At 63.3% G+C, this 16,791-nt stretch carries 13 protein-coding genes; 7 read left to right on the top strand and 6 right to left on the bottom strand.

Annotation, left to right across the window (positions count from 1 at the left end):
• Positions 1-25: 25 nt before the first annotated feature.
• The gene (locus AC1D08_RS15190; protein ID WP_457150557.1) at positions 26-298 is read right to left on the bottom strand and encodes an usg protein; all 273 of its coding nucleotides are present in this window, start codon (positions 296-298) and stop codon (positions 26-28) included.
• Between the two features lie 317 nt (positions 299-615).
• Here AC1D08_RS15190 and acs point away from each other — a divergent pair, with 317 nt between their 5' ends.
• Together acs and AC1D08_RS15180 are read left to right on the top strand one after the other, a co-directional pair.
• Positions 616-2,571: an acetate--CoA ligase gene (gene acs, locus AC1D08_RS15185; protein WP_477423458.1), complete on the top strand. Its 1,956-nt coding sequence runs from the start codon at positions 616-618 to the stop codon at positions 2,569-2,571.
• Positions 2,571-3,320, top strand: a complete 750-nt coding sequence (locus AC1D08_RS15180; RefSeq protein WP_457150555.1) for an MOSC domain-containing protein — start codon at positions 2,571-2,573, stop codon at positions 3,318-3,320. Before acs ends, AC1D08_RS15180 begins: the two co-directional genes overlap by 1 nt.
• On the opposite strand, the gene AC1D08_RS15175 is transcribed toward AC1D08_RS15180, so the two are convergent.
• The 3 genes from AC1D08_RS15175 to AC1D08_RS15165 form a co-directional block, all read right to left on the bottom strand.
• On the bottom strand, positions 3,321-4,583 hold the full coding sequence (locus AC1D08_RS15175; RefSeq protein WP_457150554.1) for a class I SAM-dependent methyltransferase: 1,263 nt from the start codon (positions 4,581-4,583) through the stop codon (positions 3,321-3,323).
• 420 nt (positions 4,584-5,003) lie between these two features.
• Positions 5,004-6,422 (bottom strand): pilus assembly protein TadG-related protein, encoded by a 1,419-nt coding sequence (locus tag AC1D08_RS15170; RefSeq protein ID WP_457150553.1) that lies wholly within the window; start codon positions 6,420-6,422, stop codon positions 5,004-5,006.
• A 331-nt stretch (positions 6,423-6,753) separates the two neighbouring features.
• Complete coding sequence (locus AC1D08_RS15165; RefSeq protein ID WP_457150552.1) at positions 6,754-7,623, bottom strand: transglutaminase-like domain-containing protein; 870 nt, start codon at positions 7,621-7,623, stop codon at positions 6,754-6,756.
• A 166-nt stretch (positions 7,624-7,789) separates the two neighbouring features.
• Between AC1D08_RS15165 and AC1D08_RS15160 the strand changes: the two genes are divergently transcribed.
• Entirely contained in the window at positions 7,790-8,461 is a 672-nt protein-coding gene (locus tag AC1D08_RS15160; RefSeq protein WP_457150551.1) for an HAD-IA family hydrolase, read from the top strand.
• 98 nt (positions 8,462-8,559) lie between these two features.
• Here AC1D08_RS15160 and AC1D08_RS15155 read toward each other — a convergent pair whose 3' ends face one another.
• A complete protein-coding gene (locus AC1D08_RS15155; protein WP_457150550.1) occupies positions 8,560-8,781 on the bottom strand; it encodes a DUF1674 domain-containing protein in 222 nt (73 codons plus the stop codon).
• Positions 8,782-8,886: 105 nt separating this feature from the next.
• Between AC1D08_RS15155 and htpX the strand changes: the two genes are divergently transcribed.
• From htpX to purH, 4 genes are all read left to right on the top strand, one after another.
• Positions 8,887-9,906, top strand: a complete 1,020-nt coding sequence (htpX, locus tag AC1D08_RS15150; RefSeq protein WP_457150549.1) for a zinc metalloprotease HtpX — start codon at positions 8,887-8,889, stop codon at positions 9,904-9,906.
• A complete protein-coding gene (locus AC1D08_RS15145; protein WP_457150558.1) occupies positions 9,897-11,291 on the top strand; it encodes an RsmB/NOP family class I SAM-dependent RNA methyltransferase in 1,395 nt (464 codons plus the stop codon). Before htpX ends, AC1D08_RS15145 begins: the two co-directional genes overlap by 10 nt.
• 147 nt (positions 11,292-11,438) lie before the next feature.
• Positions 11,439-13,163 carry a heparinase II/III family protein gene (locus tag AC1D08_RS15140; RefSeq protein ID WP_095084153.1) on the top strand — a complete coding sequence of 575 codons (1,725 nt, stop codon included), beginning with the start codon at positions 11,439-11,441 and terminating at the stop codon, positions 13,161-13,163.
• Between the two features lie 375 nt (positions 13,164-13,538).
• Positions 13,539-15,155: a bifunctional phosphoribosylaminoimidazolecarboxamide formyltransferase/IMP cyclohydrolase gene (gene purH, locus AC1D08_RS15135; protein WP_477396538.1), complete on the top strand. Its 1,617-nt coding sequence runs from the start codon at positions 13,539-13,541 to the stop codon at positions 15,153-15,155.
• Positions 15,156-15,307: 152 nt separating this feature from the next.
• Here purH and AC1D08_RS15130 read toward each other — a convergent pair whose 3' ends face one another.
• On the bottom strand, positions 15,308-16,684 hold the full coding sequence (locus AC1D08_RS15130) for an MFS transporter (RefSeq protein ID WP_477423455.1): 1,377 nt from the start codon (positions 16,682-16,684) through the stop codon (positions 15,308-15,310).
• Positions 16,685-16,791 lie beyond the last annotated feature (107 nt).

The raw sequence follows: 16,791 nt of genomic DNA, 5'->3' as shown, positions 1-16,791 counted from the left end.
GGCCTCACCTGAATATCGGCACACCCTAATGCAGCACGAACTCGCCATCGACTTTGCGCCATTCGTTCGGCGCGATCAGCTTCTGATGCGTGTAGACAACCGAATGCAGGGGGCCGTCGAGCCTGGTCTTCCAGAATTCGATGAACCGGATCAGCACCGGAAACTTCGGAGCGATGTCGTAGTCCTGCCAGATGTAGCTCTGCAGCAGATGCGGATGATCGGGAAAATGGTAAAGAATCTTGGCCGTGGTCAGGCCATATCCCCTTAGCATCAGGTCCATTTCGGAATGGTCGTGCATTGCAGTCCCCCTTGGACGGTCCCTTGGTTGAGTCTCCGTTCCTCCCAACGCTGGATTGTGCGCGCCGTTGCTTAACTGTCTATTGATTTTTCCTGATCAAGAACGGGTTTTCCGCGCGAAAACATGCAGTTAGCAGCGACATTGCCTGAGTGCTGACAGGCGGCGCAAGTCTGTCTGCGGCATCCCGCCGCGCAAACCCAATGTCTAATATTGCCGTAACGGAGGAACTGGTAATAATGCCGCCGAATTCGCGGCCGCGTCGCCGCGATCCCGCCGGCGTTTCAAGCCGGTGGATTGGTTCGGGAGGAAACTGAAGAATGTCCGAGGTTCATGTCCATCGCGTCCAGCCGGCGTGGAAGAAAAACGCACTGATCGACAATGACACCTACCTGAAATGGTATGACGACAGCGTTAAGAACCCGGACAAGTTCTGGGGCAAGCATGGCAAGCGCATCGACTGGTTCAAGCCCTTCAGCAAGGTCAAGAACACCTCGTTCGATGGCAAGGTCTCGATCAAGTGGTTCGAGGATGGCCTAACCAACGTCTCGTACAACTGCATCGACCGCCACCTGAAGAAGCGCGGCGACCAGACCGCCATCATCTGGGAAGGCGACAATCCCTACGACGACAAGAAGATCACCTACAACGAGCTTTACGAGCATGTCTGCCGGCTCGCCAACGTGATGAAGAAGCACGGCGTCAAGAAGGGCGACCGGGTCACCATCTACATGCCGATGATCCCGGAAGCGGCCTATGCGATGCTGGCCTGCACGCGCATCGGCGCCATCCACTCGATCGTCTTCGGCGGCTTTTCGCCCGACGCGCTGGCCGGCCGCATCGTCGACTGCGAATCGACTTTCGTCATCACCGCCGACGAAGGCCTGCGCGGCGGCAAGGCCATCCCGCTGAAGGAGAACACCGACAAGGCGATCGATATCGCCGCCAGGAATTTCGTCATGGTCAACAAGGTTGTCGTCGTGCGCCGCACCGGCGGCAAGGTCGGCTGGGCGCCGGGCCGCGACGTCTGGTACCACGACGAAGTCGCTTCGGTGAAAGCCGAATGCAAGCCGGAGGAGATGAAGGCCGAGGATCCCCTGTTCATCCTCTACACCTCGGGCTCGACCGGCAAGCCGAAAGGCGTGCTGCACACCACCGCCGGCTATCTTGTCTATGCTTCGATGACGCACCAATATGTCTTCGATTACCATGACGGCGACATCTACTGGTGCACCGCCGATGTCGGCTGGGTCACCGGCCACAGCTACATCGTCTATGGACCCTTGGCCAATGGCGCCACCACGCTGATGTTCGAGGGCGTGCCGAACTATCCGTCACAGTCGCGCTTCTGGGAAGTCATCGACAAGCACAAGGTCAACATCTTCTACACCGCGCCGACGGCATTGCGCGCGCTGATGGGCGCCGGCGATGCGCATGTCACCAGGACATCTCGCAAGTCGCTGCGCGTGCTGGGTTCGGTCGGCGAGCCGATCAATCCGGAAGCCTGGGAGTGGTATTTCAACGTCGTCGGCAACGGCAAGGTGCCGATCGTCGACACCTGGTGGCAGACCGAGACCGGCGGCATCCTGATCACCCCGCTGCCCGGCGCCACCGACCTCAAGGCAGGTTCGGCCACGCGGCCCTTCTTCGGCATCAAGCCGCAGCTGGTCGACGGCGAGGGCAAGGTGCTGGAGGGCGCGGCTGACGGCAATCTGTGCATCACCGATTCCTGGCCGGGCCAGATGCGCACCGTCTATGGCGACCACGACCGCTTCGTGCAGACCTATTTCTCGACCTACAAGGGCAAGTACTTCACCGGCGACGGCTGCCGCCGCGACGCCGACGGCTACTACTGGATCACCGGCCGCGTCGACGACGTCCTCAACGTCTCCGGCCACCGCATGGGCACGGCGGAAGTCGAATCCGCACTGGTCAGTCACGACAAGGTTTCGGAAGCGGCCGTCGTCGGCTACCCCCACGACATCAAGGGCCAGGGCATCTACTGCTATGTCACGCTGATGGCCGGCGAACAGCCTGGCGAGGAATTGCGCAAGGAGTTGATTGCCCATGTCCGCAAGGAGATCGGCGCCATCGCTTCGCCCGACAAGGTCCAGTTCGCGCCCGGCCTGCCCAAGACACGCTCGGGCAAGATCATGCGCCGCATCCTGCGCAAGATCGCCGAGGACGATTTTTCGGCCCTCGGCGACACCTCGACACTCGCCGATCCGGCCGTCGTCGAGGACCTGATCGCCAACCGGCAGAACAAGAAAAGCTGATGCAATCGACAGTCGCGGTGGGTTCGGTCATCGAGCTTTGGCGCTACCCGGCGAGTTCGCTCGCCGGCGAGCGCCTGGACGCGATTTCGGTGGATCAGGAAAGCATCGACGGCGACCGCATGTTCGGTCTCGTCGATGCCACCGACAACGAAATCGCGCGACCCGACCGCGATGCGAAATGGCACAAGGTACCGCGCATCAGGACCCGGTTGTCGCCAACCCGTGAACTGGAGGTTGCCATTCCCGACGGCGACTGGCTGGCGGCGCCAGGAGCCGAAAGCGATCGCGCCGTTTCCGCCTATCTCGGCTTCGCGGCCTCGATCCGGCCGTTTCGGAGGGAACACGCGGCGCCTGGCTATTCCGGACCGCTGACCGCCGAGCGTTACCGCAAGGCCCCGATCCACCTTTTGACCACGGCTTCGCTGGCACGGCTGAAGGCATTGCACCCCGAAGGCGTGCCCGATCCGCGACGCTTCCGCCCCAACATTGTCGTCGACATGGCGCCGGTCGAAGGATCGTTCCCGGAGACGGAATGGATCGGCCGCAAGCTGGCGATCGGCGATCTGCACTTGACCATCTCCGAGCCGTGCCGCCGCTGCGGCTTCACCATCATTGCCCAGGATGATTTCGACCACGACCCGGCCATCCTGCGCAATCTGGTCCGCCACAACGCGCACAATCTCGGCGTCTACTGCACGATCGATCGACCGGCCCGCGTCGAAATCGGCGCGGCGATGCGATTCGTCTGATCACCGGTAAAGATCCGCCCGCGTCGGCGGCAAGCCGCTCGATCCCCGCGCACGCTTGGTGACGACGGTCTGGAAAATCTGCGCCGAGGCGCGTTCGAAGGTGATCGAACAGCCCGTCAGGTAAAGCAGCCATAGGCGTGCCTTGGCTTCGCCGACCTCGGCGATCGCCTCATCGAACCGGTCGTGCAGACGTTCCGCCCAAAGCCTGCAGGTGCGGGCATAGTGTTCACGCAGGTTTTCGACGTCGTGGACGAGAAAACCATGCGCCTCGAGATTGCCGAGCGTCATGCCTATGGTGTCGACCTCGCCGCCGGGAAATATGTATTTGATCAACGCCTTGTATTCCGCGCCCTTGCGCAGCGTCTTTTTCGCGCTACCCTTGCCGCGTCGGGTGATGGCATGGTGCAGGTAGATGCCGCCTGGCTTGAGCAAGCGATGGATGGTCGAGAAATAGGTGCCGTGGTTGGCGAGGCCGACGGCCTCGAACATGCCGATCGACGAGATCTTGTCGTAGCTGCCGCTCAGTTCCGTATAGGATTTTATGTCGATGGTGATCCGATCATCGAGACCCTCGGCGCGGATGCGCTCGCGCGCCAGTCGGGTCTGCTCCTCCGACAACGAGACCCCATGGCCGATGGCGCCATAGTGCTTGGCGGCATGGATCAGCATCGCACCCCAGCCGCAGCCGATGTCGAGCAGCCGGTCGCCGGGCTTCAGCCTGAGTTTACGGCAGATATGGTCGAGCTTGTCTTGCTGCGCCTGGTCGATGCCGTTGGCGAAATCGGTGAAATAGGCGCAGGTGTAAACCATGCGTTCATCGAGGAAGAGCCCGTAGAACGCGTTCGAAATGTCGTAATGATGCTCGATCGCCTGCTTGTTCGAACCGCTGACGAAGGGGTTGCGGCCGGCAAGATCGGCCCGGCGCGTCATCTGCTTTCGCGAGAACAGGACGGCAGGCAGATCGCGCAGGATCGCCAGCTTCGGCAACGCCTTCAACCTCAGCTTGCCGTGTGAGGGCAAGGCGTAGAGATCGAACAGCGACCCGTCCTCCACGTCGATCGTCTTTGAAATCCACATCTCGAGCAGCGTCGAAAAATTTGGCCGGCGCGCCAGTTGCCAGACGATGTCCTGGTCGTTGATGGCCAGCACCGGACCGTCGGCGGGACCGATCCGCTCGCCGGTCCACAATCTGACGGCAAAGCCCGGCTTCAGCGTTTCAACAACCGTTCGAACGATCCGCGCGGCCTTGTCGGTGGCGTCCATGCTTCCTCCCCGAAGCCAGAGCGCCAATGTTGTCCGTTTGCCCCCGGACCGCAAGCCACCCCGTTTGGTCAGCCCATCTGGCCAGCCCGTCTGGCAAGCATGTCCGGAAAGACACACACCCGGCTTTTTGAGGGTGACGCCTTGCCATTTGCCAAATCAGACCCCATCATCTCTGTGTGTTCAACAAATCGAAAGGAGGTGATCCGATGTCGAGTGATTTCGTTTTCCAGAACGTGGCCTCAGCGGATTGCACTTTCGGGAAGCAGACTTCCCGTTAAGGCGCGAGATGCGCGGTAGGTGACCTCACGGGTCACCGCCATTGGCCGCGCCACGGACGGAAACACGGAAGGCCGCCGGCTTCGAAAGAAGCGGCGGCCTTTTCCTTTTGGACCAATAACCCGCGGAACTGTCCGCAAAGGCTCATTTGGTGACGGTGATCTTCTCGATGTTCTGGACGATGTCGTCGAACGCCTGCTTCAATTCCGCCCCTGTCGCTGCCTCGTAGTAGTGCTTCAGCGACGACGTGTCCGCTGTGGAGCAGTCCCGGAGCACGCTTTTTGCCTGGTCCCGTTCGGTCGCCGTCATGGTTGGATCGTTCAGATCGAAGCCGATCGTGAAGATCTCGATGCCGACGCGCTTCATGTCGTCGCAAATGCCTTCGGCATTGTCGCGCGACATCTGGCCGGCATTCTGTGAGTTTGGCGCACCGTGCTCGCCGGCGAAGGCTGTGTTGAACTGGCCGTCCGTCATCAGGATGGCGACCTTGGCGACTTTCCTCCTATCGAAATTGGCGGGACCCGCACCCAGCCCAGCATTGACGATGGTCGAGCGCCACGAGGGTGAAAGCATGTAATAGCCCCACTGCGCGGCGATGCCGCCGGCGGTCACGCCAGCCGCGCTGAAATCATCGATCGTGTCGAGCAGCTTGTCCTCGTCGGCCGACAGCGGGATGAGTTCCGGCGTCGGGCAGGTTCTCATGTGATCGTCCCGATTGATTTTGGCCAGGTACTCCTTGCCGTTGCTGTCCCACCGCGACGTGGAAGGTCCGTCGGACGAAGTGTCGGCATAGCCATCCTTGTCCTTGCGTTCGGTGGCACATTTGTCGGGCGCTGGTGTCACCGACACCGAAACCGGAGCATCCAAGGGTGGCGGCAGGTCCGGCCCACCCTTGTCCTCGACGAAGACACTGCCAGCAAGACCGCCCGTGTTCACAGCTTCGGCATAGGGAACAATCGCGACACGCACACGCGGATTTCTCGGATCGATGTTGTTGTCCAGCAGATCCTTGACAGCCCCGGAGGCGGCAATCTGCAGGTCGCCGATCTTGTTGGTCTTGGCCCAGATGTTCGGCCCCATCGACCCGGTCACATCGAGCATCATCGCCACTTCGATGGTCTTGTCCGAGTAGAGCGCCGTTGTGGAAGCGGCAACGCGCTTTGTGCCACCCATGTTGAACATCGGGAAATACAGGGCGACATCGACATGGGCGTCCGCCTGGACGGTCTTGGCGGTCCTGTTGACAACCAGCCTGTCGAGCACGATCTGATCGGCCTGCAGGATACCTGCCTGGCTGTTGGTATCGAGAAAGGCCTGCACCGATCTGTTGGCATCGGCTTCCCTGATGACGCCGGTCGTCAGGTCGCGCGCCGTCGACGTGACTGCGGCGTCGACCACGCCCTGCAGGCTCGATCTGGCATTGTAGAGCTGCGTTACGTTGACGGAAAAACCAACAGCCAGCGCCAAGACAGAAGCGGTAAGGCCGGACAGGACTGCGAAATTTCCACCGCGATGTCTGGCGAAGACGCCAGCCGCGTGAACAAGACCCCCGAAATTCCGCATCCTGCAGCCTCCACTCGCCTCGGCCTCGTCGCCGCGGGAAGGACAATGCAGGATTCCGGCCGGGTGACGCCGCTACGGGACAGAAGGCCAGCCGTTCGCCAACAACCTATTGTTTTTGTTAGGTTGAGAGCTGCGCAAAGGTGAATGACCGGTAAATAGAAAAATACTCTTCCGGCTTCGTTTACCAGCCGCTTACCATGATCGAGCCAAGGGATCACGCAATGCCCGATGACGTCCTGTTGCGGCACAGGGCTCCTGTGCCGAAGCGGACCAGCTGTTAGAAATCGCAGGGCGTCAAACTTGCCGGATCACATGCCCGGCTACCGGGAGATCAGGCCAGCATCTGCGCGCTGACCGTCCTGTCGATGGCATGATAGGGCGGATTGAACAAATTGCCTTCCTGTTCGTAGGTCCACACCTTGAACAGGCTGAGCCGATGCGGGCCGAAGCTGTGCAGCAGCGGCACGTCGGTAGCGTCGCGGCCGCGCGCGATGACGACGCGGCCGACCCTCGGCGTGTTGTGACGAGGATCGAATGCGTACCATTTGCCGTCGAGGAACGCTTCCATCCACGCCGAGAAATCCATCGGCGCCGGATCGGCCGGCACGCCGATGTCGCCGAGATAGCCGTTCACATAGCGCGCCGGAATGTTCATGCAGCGGCAGAGCGTTATAGCCAGATGAGCGAAGTCGCGGCAGACGCCGACGCGCTCGTCATGCGCCTGGGCCGCGGTGCGGGTCGAACGCGCGTAGCCGTAGCCGAATGATAGCCGGTTGTGGACATAGTCGACGATCGCTTGCACCCGCGCCCAACCCGAGGGGACATGGCCGAAAAGCTGCCACGCCAGGCCGCTGAGGTGATCGGTCTCGCAATAGCGGCTGCCGAGGAGATAGCCGAGCACCTCGTCGGGCAGTTCCGCCACCGGCACTTCCCTGGCCAGCGTGTTGACTTCGTCGGTCTCGCCGCTGTCCTCGACGACCGCGTCATAGAGGATGCGAAAACCGCCGGCGGGCGCGGTGAAGCGGCGGCAGCCATTGCCGTAGAGATCGTGGTAGAGCCTGGTCGACACCGCAGGCGACGTCAACACCCGCGTCTGCCGCTTTATGTCGGCCTGCCTGTCCTTGTGGATCTCGAGCAGCGAAATCACCGGGGTGGCCGCGGTGCACTCAATGGCGATTTCGTAGCCGAGCCGGATCAGCATCGCAGTCCCCCTTCGATCGTCGTGGAAAACAGTTTTGCTCAAACGCGAGAGGACGGACTGTGGTTCCCTGGGACTATCGAAAAGGTGGCCTCGTGCCTTCCCATACCGACGCCGCGACGTTAGGTTCGGCGACCGCCATAAGTGCTCCCCCAATTCAAGGAAAACCATGTTCGCAGGCAAGAAATTCGCGGCCTTCCTCTTCGATATGGATGGCACGCTGCTCAATTCGACCGCGGCCGCGGAACGCGTCTGGAGCAATTGGGCGATGGGGCACGGCCTCGACGTGGCGACTTTCCTGCCAACGATGCATGGCAGGCGCGCCATCGAGACCGTCCGCCGGCTGGCACTTCCCGGTATCGACCCACAGCACGAGGCGAACGAGATTACACGGGCCGAAATCGCCGATGTCGAAGGGGTCAATGCCATCGCCGGCGCCGCGGCATTCCTGGGTGCGCTGCCGCCGGATCGCTGGGCCATCGTAACATCTTCGCCGCTCGCGCTTGCGCTGGTGCGGATCGAAGCGGCGGGCATCCCGCGTCCGGCGACAATGGTCACGGCGGAAGACGTGGTTCACGGCAAGCCTGCTCCCGACTGCTTCCTGTTGGCGGCCGAACGGCTTGGCTTCGACGCCCACGACTGCGTGGTTTTCGAGGACGCAACGCCGGGCATCCAGGCGGGCGAGGCAGCCGGCGCCACGGTGGTGGTGATAACCGCGACGCATCAGCACAAGATGGAGACGCCGCACGAAACCATTTTTGACTACAGCAACCTGACGGCGGTCACCGACGCCCAGGGCCGGCTTGGTCTGGAGCAGATACGAAGCGCGGCGGCTTCCTAAAGCGCGTCGCGTTGAGACCGATTCAAGCGACGCGCTTTAGGCCTTCTTGTTGTGCATGTCGATATCGCAAAACCGAGGCCACTTTTGCGCGACATGCATTAGAAATCGCTGGTCAGGCCCTTGACCTCCCAGTCGCCGTAGCGGCCGGGTTCCTTGCCGCCACGGCCGCCGATTTCCTTCGGCGTCGCGGCTTCCTTCTCCAGATATTTCACGCGCCTTGCTTCGGCTTCCGCGAGCGCACGGCTGGCCTCCGGCGTCAGCGCCTTCGGCTGGAGGTCATGACCAAGGTCGGCATCGGTTTTACTGGTCTCGTCGTTCATGCGATATTTCCGGCGGATTGAAACAGGAACTGGCGTTTCCCATCATATAGCGATGACCTCGCAACGATCGACCCCTTTTCACCGCCACAGGAACAGGAGCAGACGATGAACACACTTCGCACCGCCATGCTGCTTGCCGCGATGACGGCGCTGTTCATGGGCGTTGGCTTTCTGATCGGCGGATCGGGCGGCATGATGATCGCGCTGGTCATTGCCGCCGGCACCAATCTGTTCAGCTACTGGAACGCCGACAAGATGGTGCTGTCGATGAACCGCGCCGTTGAAGTCGACGAAAAGAACGCGCCCGAATATTACGCCATCGTTCGGTCACTGGCCCAACAGGCAGGCCTGCCGATGCCGAAGACCTACCTGATCGAGAATCCGCAGCCGAACGCCTTCGCCACCGGTCGCAACCCGCAGAATGCGGCCGTCGCCGCCTCCACCGGCCTGCTGCAGAGGCTGAGCCATGAAGAAGTCGCCGCGGTGATGGCGCATGAACTCGCCCATGTGCAGCACCGCGACACGCTGACCATGACCATCGTCGCCACCTTTGCCGGCGCCATCTCGATGCTTGGCAATTTCGCCTTCTTCCTTGGCGGCAACCGCGACAACAATCCGTTCGGCTTTGTCGGCGTGCTGGCGGCGATGATCGTGGCGCCCTTTGCGGCGATGATCGTGCAGATGGCGGTCAGCCGCACCCGCGAATACGAGGCCGATCGGCGCGGTGCCGAAATCTGTGGACACCCGCTCTGGCTGGCGTCCGCCCTTGACAAGATCGCTCGCGGCGCCGAACGCATTCCAAACCCCGATGCCGAGCGCAATCCGGCAATGGCGCACCTCTTCATCATCAATCCTCTTTCCGGCGAGCGCATGGACAGTCTGTTTTCCACACACCCGAGCACCGAAAACCGCATCGCCGCCTTGCAGGCGATGGCGCGCCAGATGGAAGGCAGCGACACTCGAGTCGCACCACGCCAGGCCCCGGCCCCCCGGCAGCTGGACGAACAGCCGCCGTCAGGTCCATGGGGCCAGGCAGCGCGACCTGAACAGCCGGCGGAATCGGCCGAACCGAAGCCCAATCCATGGGGGCGCAACCCGACCGGGCCCAAAGGCCGGTGGTCGTGAGCGTGGCGGACAGAGGACCTCGACGCACAGTTTCAGGCGATCAGGAACACAAGGATGGCGGCGACTTCGTTGCCGGTCTCGCCGCCCGCAAGGCGGCGGCACGCCTGCTTGCCGCGGTTATCGACGCCAGGACGCCGCTCGACGGGCTCACCGACCACGAGAACGGCCATCCGCAGTACAGAGCGCTCGACCTGCGCGATCGCGGCCTGGTGCGTGCCATCCTGATCACCGCACTGCGCTATCGCATGACCATCACCGGGTTGCTGGCGCGCCGGCTGGAAAAGCCACTGCCGCCCAACGCCACCGCGCTGTCGCACATATTGCATGTGGCGGCGGCACAGATCCTGTTCCTCGACATTCCCGACAGCGCCGCCGTCGACCTGGCGGTGACCCACGCCAAGTCCGATCCGCGCACGGTGCGCTTTTCCGGCCTGGTCAACGGCGTGCTGCGCACGCTCGCCCGCGCCAAGGAAACGGAGTTACCTGCCGCCCTTGCCGCCACCGACGAAGCGCCCAAATGGTTCTCCGACCGGCTGAAGGCTTCCTACGGCAATGAAAAGGCCAGACAGATTCTCGCAGCGCATCGGCACGAAGCGCCGGTCGATTTCTCAGTCAAGGCCGATCCCGAACTGTGGGCCGAGCGGCTCGGCGGCATCGTCCTGCCGACCGGCACAATTCGGGTGGAAAAGCTTGCCGGGCCCGTCACCGAATTGCCCGGCTTTGCCGACGGCGCCTGGTGGGTCCAGGACGCCGCCGCCAGCCTGCCGGCGAGGCTGTTCGACGATGTCAGGGGACTTCGCGTTGCCGATCTCTGCGCCGCTCCCGGCGGCAAGACCGCGCAGCTCATTCTCGCCGGCGCCAAGGTCACCGCCGTCGACACGTCGAAGAACCGGTTGGTGCGGCTGACGCAAAATCTCGACCGCCTCGGCCTGTCCGCCGACATCGTCCAGGCCGACCTCACCAAATACGAGCCGAAGGAATTGTTCGACGCCGTGCTCCTCGACGCGCCCTGCTCGTCGACCGGCACGGTGCGGCGACATCCCGACGTGCCATGGACCAAGACGGCGGCCGATGTCGAAAAGCTCGCCGACCTGCAACGCAGGCTGCTCGCCCGCGCCGTGACGCTGGTAAAACCCGGCGGCAGGATCGTCTTTTCCAACTGTTCGCTCGACCCGCTCGAGGGCGAGGACCTCTATCGCGCCTTTCTGGCCGGCACGGCTGAAATAGCCGACGATCCGCTGCAGCAAGGCGAGATCGCCGGCATCGATCCATTCCTGACGCCGCAAGGCACATTGCGCACCACGCCCGCCGATCTGGACCTCGGCGCGCCGGAACGCTCGGGCCTCGACGGCTTCTTCGCTGCCCGCATGCGCAGAGCCGGCTAAATATTTAACCGCCGGGATTTACTGACTTTTTTAGGGAGAGTCGCGGGCGGGACCGGGTGAGCCGGAGCCGTCCGATGGAATTCGCCTTCGCACGAGTCGTGCAATCATGTAAACTTGCGCCGGGGTAGAAGACGATCAGGAGGGGTTTTGGCACTTGCTGCCAGCAACACGACGCGTCTGTGGACGCTTGTCGCGAAGGAGTTCTGGCGCAAGACGCGCCGGCGCTTGCGTGCCGGGCCGATCTATCGTTGGCGCTATTCCGGCCGCACGCCCGAACGTGTGCTGATCGCACCGCCGGACCTGCGTCTGGCCGACCCGCAGATCGCGCTCGAGATCTACTACGGCCGTTATCCCCTGTCGGGGCATCTGGTCGAGACCGGCGGCAAATCGCCCTTCCAGATCAACGTGCCCAACCATGGCTGGCAAAAGACGCTGCACGGTTTTCGCTGGCTGCGCCACATGCGCGCCGCCGGCACCGAACTGGCCGCCGCCAACGCCCGCGCGCTGGTCTCCGACTGGATCACCATCCATGGCAGCCATATTTCCGGCATCGCCTGGGAGCCCGGCACGACGGCCAAGCGCATCATCGCCTGGCTGCAGCATTCCTCTGTCGTGCTGCAGGGCGCCGAATTCCCCTTCTACCGCGCCTTCCTGAAGACGCTTGCCGTCCAGATCCGCTACCTCAGGTCGATGGCGCGCGAAATGCCGGATGGCAAGGACAGGCTGCGCGCCCGCATCGCGCTGGCCTTCGCCGCCCTGTCCTTGCCAGCGCCGGCATCGGCGCTGCGCGGCGCCACCCGCAACCTCGCCGCGGAGCTCGACCGCCAGATCCTTGCCGATGGCGGTCACATTTCACGCAATCCGATGGTCGTCCTGGAAATCCTCGCCGACCTTTTGCCGCTGCGCCAGACCTATGCCAACCAGGCCGAAACGCCGCCGCAGGCCCTCATCGGCGCCATCGACCGCATGCTGCCGGCGCTGCGCTTCTTCCGCCATCAGGACGGCAGCCTCGCCCGCTTCAACGGCATGGGCGCCACCATCCATGATCGCATCGCCACCATCCTGCGTCACGACGACACCGCTGGCTCGCCGCTGCTGCATGCCCCGCATTCCGGCTATGAGCGCCTGTCGATGGGCGGCGTCACCGTCATCGCCGACACCGGGCTGCCGCCGCCGGTCGACGTGTCCAATGCCGCGCACGCCGGCTGCCTCGCCTTCGAACTGTCGTCCGGTCGCCAGCACTACATCGTCAACGCCGGCATCGACACCTATGGCGTCGCCGAGTTCAGGCCGCTGGCGCGGGCCACCGCCGCGCACTCGACCGCCACCATCAACGATACCTCGTCGGCACGCTTCAGCCATTCGTTGCGTGTCAACGACCTGCTCGGCTCACCATTGATCGGCGGGCCGCAGCAGGTGCAGTGCAAGCGCACCGACCAGAAAGGAATTCAAGGCTTTATCGCCCGCCATGACGGCTATGTCCCGCGCTTCGGCTTCCTGCATGAGCGCGAGCTGAAACTGTCGCAGAACGGCAACGTGCTGGCCGGCAGGGACCGCTTTCTGCGGCCCGGCAATGCGGCGATCCGAAACAATGGCCGCGACTTCGTCACCATCCGCTTCCACGTCCATCCCGACGTCAACCTGCTGCAGGACGAGCACGATCGGCTGGTCCTGGCCGGCGATCAGGCCGACACCTGGGTGTTCACCTCCAGCGAAGTGGTGCCGGAGGTCGAGGAATCGATCTATTTCGCCGGCCTTGGCGGCCCGCGCCGCAGCCGCCAGATCGTGCTTGCCTTCAAGGCCTCGGACGTCGCCGAAGTCCACTGGCAGCTGACACGCACCAGCATCGCCGGTTACCCGGAAAACAACTGATCGTATCTACGAAGGCAGTGGGTAGTTTTTCAATTTGAACCAATGGAAAATCTTGCGAGAAGATGGATGCTGTTGGCTCGAAGCCGAATCGGCGTGGCCTATACAAGAAGCGAGCCGTTCAGGGGCGCGGAATGACTAGCAATATACGCAAGAGAGCAGCAGCAAATATAGTGATCACCATACTTGCCGGCATCGCGGCCTTCGCCATGTTTCTCGCGGTTTTGTTTGTCGCCTTGATCGTAGCAATTCCTTTCATGAACTCCTAAGCCGAAGTTCAAACTGAGACACTATCCGGCAGCGCTTCCAGTTTGATTTCCCGATGTCATGTGCTACGGCGCGGGCACCCACCACACCAGCCGTGAAAGGCCGCCGCCCATGGCCGTCGCCGCCAAGAACATTCCAGCACCTGACCTCGTTCCGGTGCGTCGCGCCCTGCTCTCCGTCTTCGACAAGACCGGGCTGATCGATTTCGCCAGGGCGCTGGCGGCTGCCGGCGTCGAACTGGTCTCGACCGGCGGCACGGCAAAGGCGATCGCCGAGGCTGGCCTGGCGGTGCGTGACGTCTCCGAGCTCACCGGCTTTCCCGAGATCATGGATGGCCGCGTCAAGACCTTGCATCCCAGCGTGCATGGCGCGCTGCTTGGTGTGCGCGACGACCCCGAGCACTCGGCTGCGATGCGCAAATACGGCATCGAGCCGATCGATCTCGTCGTCTCCAATCTCTATCCCTTCGAGGAAGTCCGCCGCTCCGGCGCCGACTATGCCGCGATTGTCGAGAACATCGACATTGGCGGCCCAGCGATGATCCGCGCCTCGGCCAAGAACCATGCCTATGTCGCTATCGTCACCGATCCTGGCGACTACGCCTCGGTGCTGAACGCACTGGAGATGAACATTGGCTCGCTGTCGCTGGATTTCCGCAAGAAGCTGGCGGCCAAGGCCTTTGCCCGCACCGCCACCTATGACGCGGCGATCTCCGGCTGGTTCGCCGAGGCGCTCGAGATCGAGCATCCGATGTGGCGCGCCTTCGGCGGCAGGCTGGTCGAGGTGATGCGCTACGGCGAGAATCCGCACCAGAGCGCCGGCTTCTACCTCAATGGCGACAAGCGGCCGGGCGTCGCCACGGCGCGCCAGCTGCAAGGCAAGCAACTCTCCTACAACAACATCAACGACACCGACGCCGCCTTCGAACTGGCCGGCGAATTCGATCCGAACCGCTCCGCCGCCGTCGCCATCATCAAGCACGCCAACCCGTGCGGCGTCGCCGAGGGCGCGTCGCTGAAGGCAGCCTATGCCAAGGCGCTCGCCTGCGATCCGGTCTCGGCCTTCGGCGGCATCGTCGCCATGAATCGCACCCTCGACGCCGAAGCCGCCGAGGAGATCGTGAAAACCTTCACCGAGGTGATCATCGCGCCCGACGCGACCCACGAGGCAGCCGCAATCGTCGCCGCGAAAAAGAACCTGCGCCTGCTGGTCACCGGCGGCCTGCCGGACCCGCGCACCCCAGGCACGACGGTCAAATCCGTCGCCGGTGGCATCCTCGTCCAGGGCAGGGACAATGCCGTGGTCGACGACCTCGAGCTGAAAGTGGTGACCAAGCGCGCACCGACAGCGGCCGAAATGGCCGACCTGAAATTCGCCTTCCGCATCGCCAAGCACGTCAAGTCCAACGCCATCGTCTACGCCAGGGACGGCGCCACCGTCGGCATCGGCGCCGGCCAGATGAGCCGGGTCGATTCCTCGCGCATTGCCGCGCGCAAGGCGCTCGACGCGGCCGAGGCGGCGGGCCTTGCCGAACCGCTGACCAAGGGCTCGGTTGTCGCCTCCGACGCGTTCTTCCCCTTCGCCGACGGATTGCTGTCGGCGATCGAAGCCGGCGCCACCGCCGTCATCCAGCCCGGCGGCTCGATGCGCGACGACGACGTCATCGCCGCCGCCGACGCGCACGGCATCGCCATGGTGTTTACCGGCGTGAGACACTTCCGGCACTAGCTGCCGGCAGAGAGATGCTTGAGAATTCGCTCCGCTGAGTCGGATGGCGTGGTTTTCGAGAACCGGAGCGGAGCGGACATTCAAGTCCGTGAGCACCGGAAGCGCAGAAAACCGCGCCAGCCGGCCGGCGGAGTAGAATTATCGAACGTCTCTCATTCCACCGGCTGGTCCGCCGGATAGGGCGTCCTGATCAGGATCGCCATGCCGATGCCCAGGAACAGGATGATCACCGCCATGCCGAGCCGCGCCGAGCCGCTGACGGCGGTGATGGTTGCCACCAGGAACGGCGCCAAGAAGCTGGTTGCCCGCCCGGCCAGCGCATAGATCCCGAAATAGCGGCCGGATTCCGCCGCCGTGACGCTACGCGCCATGTAGGAGCGCGACGATGCCTGCACCGGCCCGAAGGCTAGGCCGATCAACAGGCCGTACAGGATGTAGGCCTTTTCGGCCGCAGTGCCGAACAGGCCGCCCGAATCGGCTGTCGAGAGCTGTATCAGGCCGAGCAGCGTGAAACCCGGACCGGTCGAGACGACGCCGACGGTGGCGATGGACAGCATGACCAGCGCAATCATCACCACTACCTTGGAGCCGAGCGCGGTGTCGAGGCGCGCCGCGACCCAGCAGCCCAGGATGGCGACGACATTGAGGATGATGCCGAACATGCCGATCTCGGTGATCGACCAGTGGAACATCGCCGCCGCGAAGGTGCCGCCCAGCGCCAGCAGCGCGTTGACGCCGTCCTGGTAGATCATGCGGGCGACGAGGAAGCGGAAGATACTGCCACGCTGGCGCACCTCGGCCAGCGTTGATTTCAACTCCGACAGGCCTTCGCGCACCGCCGGCCCGATCGGGATGCCCTTGATGGCGTCCGGCGTGAAGAAGAACATCGGCAGGATGAACAGGAAGTACCAGCCGGCCGACAGCGGCCCGGTGGCGCGCGCGTCCTCGCCGAGTTTCGGGTCGAGGCCGAACAGCGGGTCGAGGCCGATGATCGTCTTGCCGGTCTCGGGCGAGCCGGCCATGCAGGTGACGACGAAGATCAGCGCGATCATGCCGCCGAGATAGCCGAGGCCCCAGGCGATGTTGGAGATGCGGCCGATTTCGCTTTTCGGCACCAGCCGCGGCATCATCGAATCGTTGAACACGGTCGAGAATTCCGCCGCCACCGAGGCCAGCGAGAACAGCGCCACGATGAGGAACAGATTGGATCCGGGGGCCGCGAACCACAGCAGGCAAAGACTGGTGATCTTGATCGCGGCGAAGAACGCGATCCATGGCTTTCGCGGTCCGGTCTGGTCGGCGATCGAGCCGAGGATTGGCGACAGCACGGCGATGACCAGCCCGGCCGCGGCAATGCCATAGCCCCAGACCGCCTGGCCGGTATTGGGATCGCTCGCCATGCGCGAAACGAAATAGGGGCCGAAGATGAAGGTGGTGACGACGGTGAAGAACGGCTGCGCCGCCCAGTCGAAGAACATCCATCCCCAGATGCCGCGCCCGGACGCACGCTGCACGGTTACCTCGGTCATGTCCCCTCCTCAGCGTCTGCTCCACGCGTCGCGCGCCATGTCTGCATGTTTTTTCGTGATGGTGCAAACGAACAAGCATGGCGCCGCCCCTCATTGCCCTGCCGGGC

The sequence above is a fragment of the Mesorhizobium sp. P2_E6 genome (genome assembly GCF_056403835.1).
Note: the sequence above shows the minus strand (reverse complement) of the source record. Positions and strands in the feature narration are given on the sequence as shown.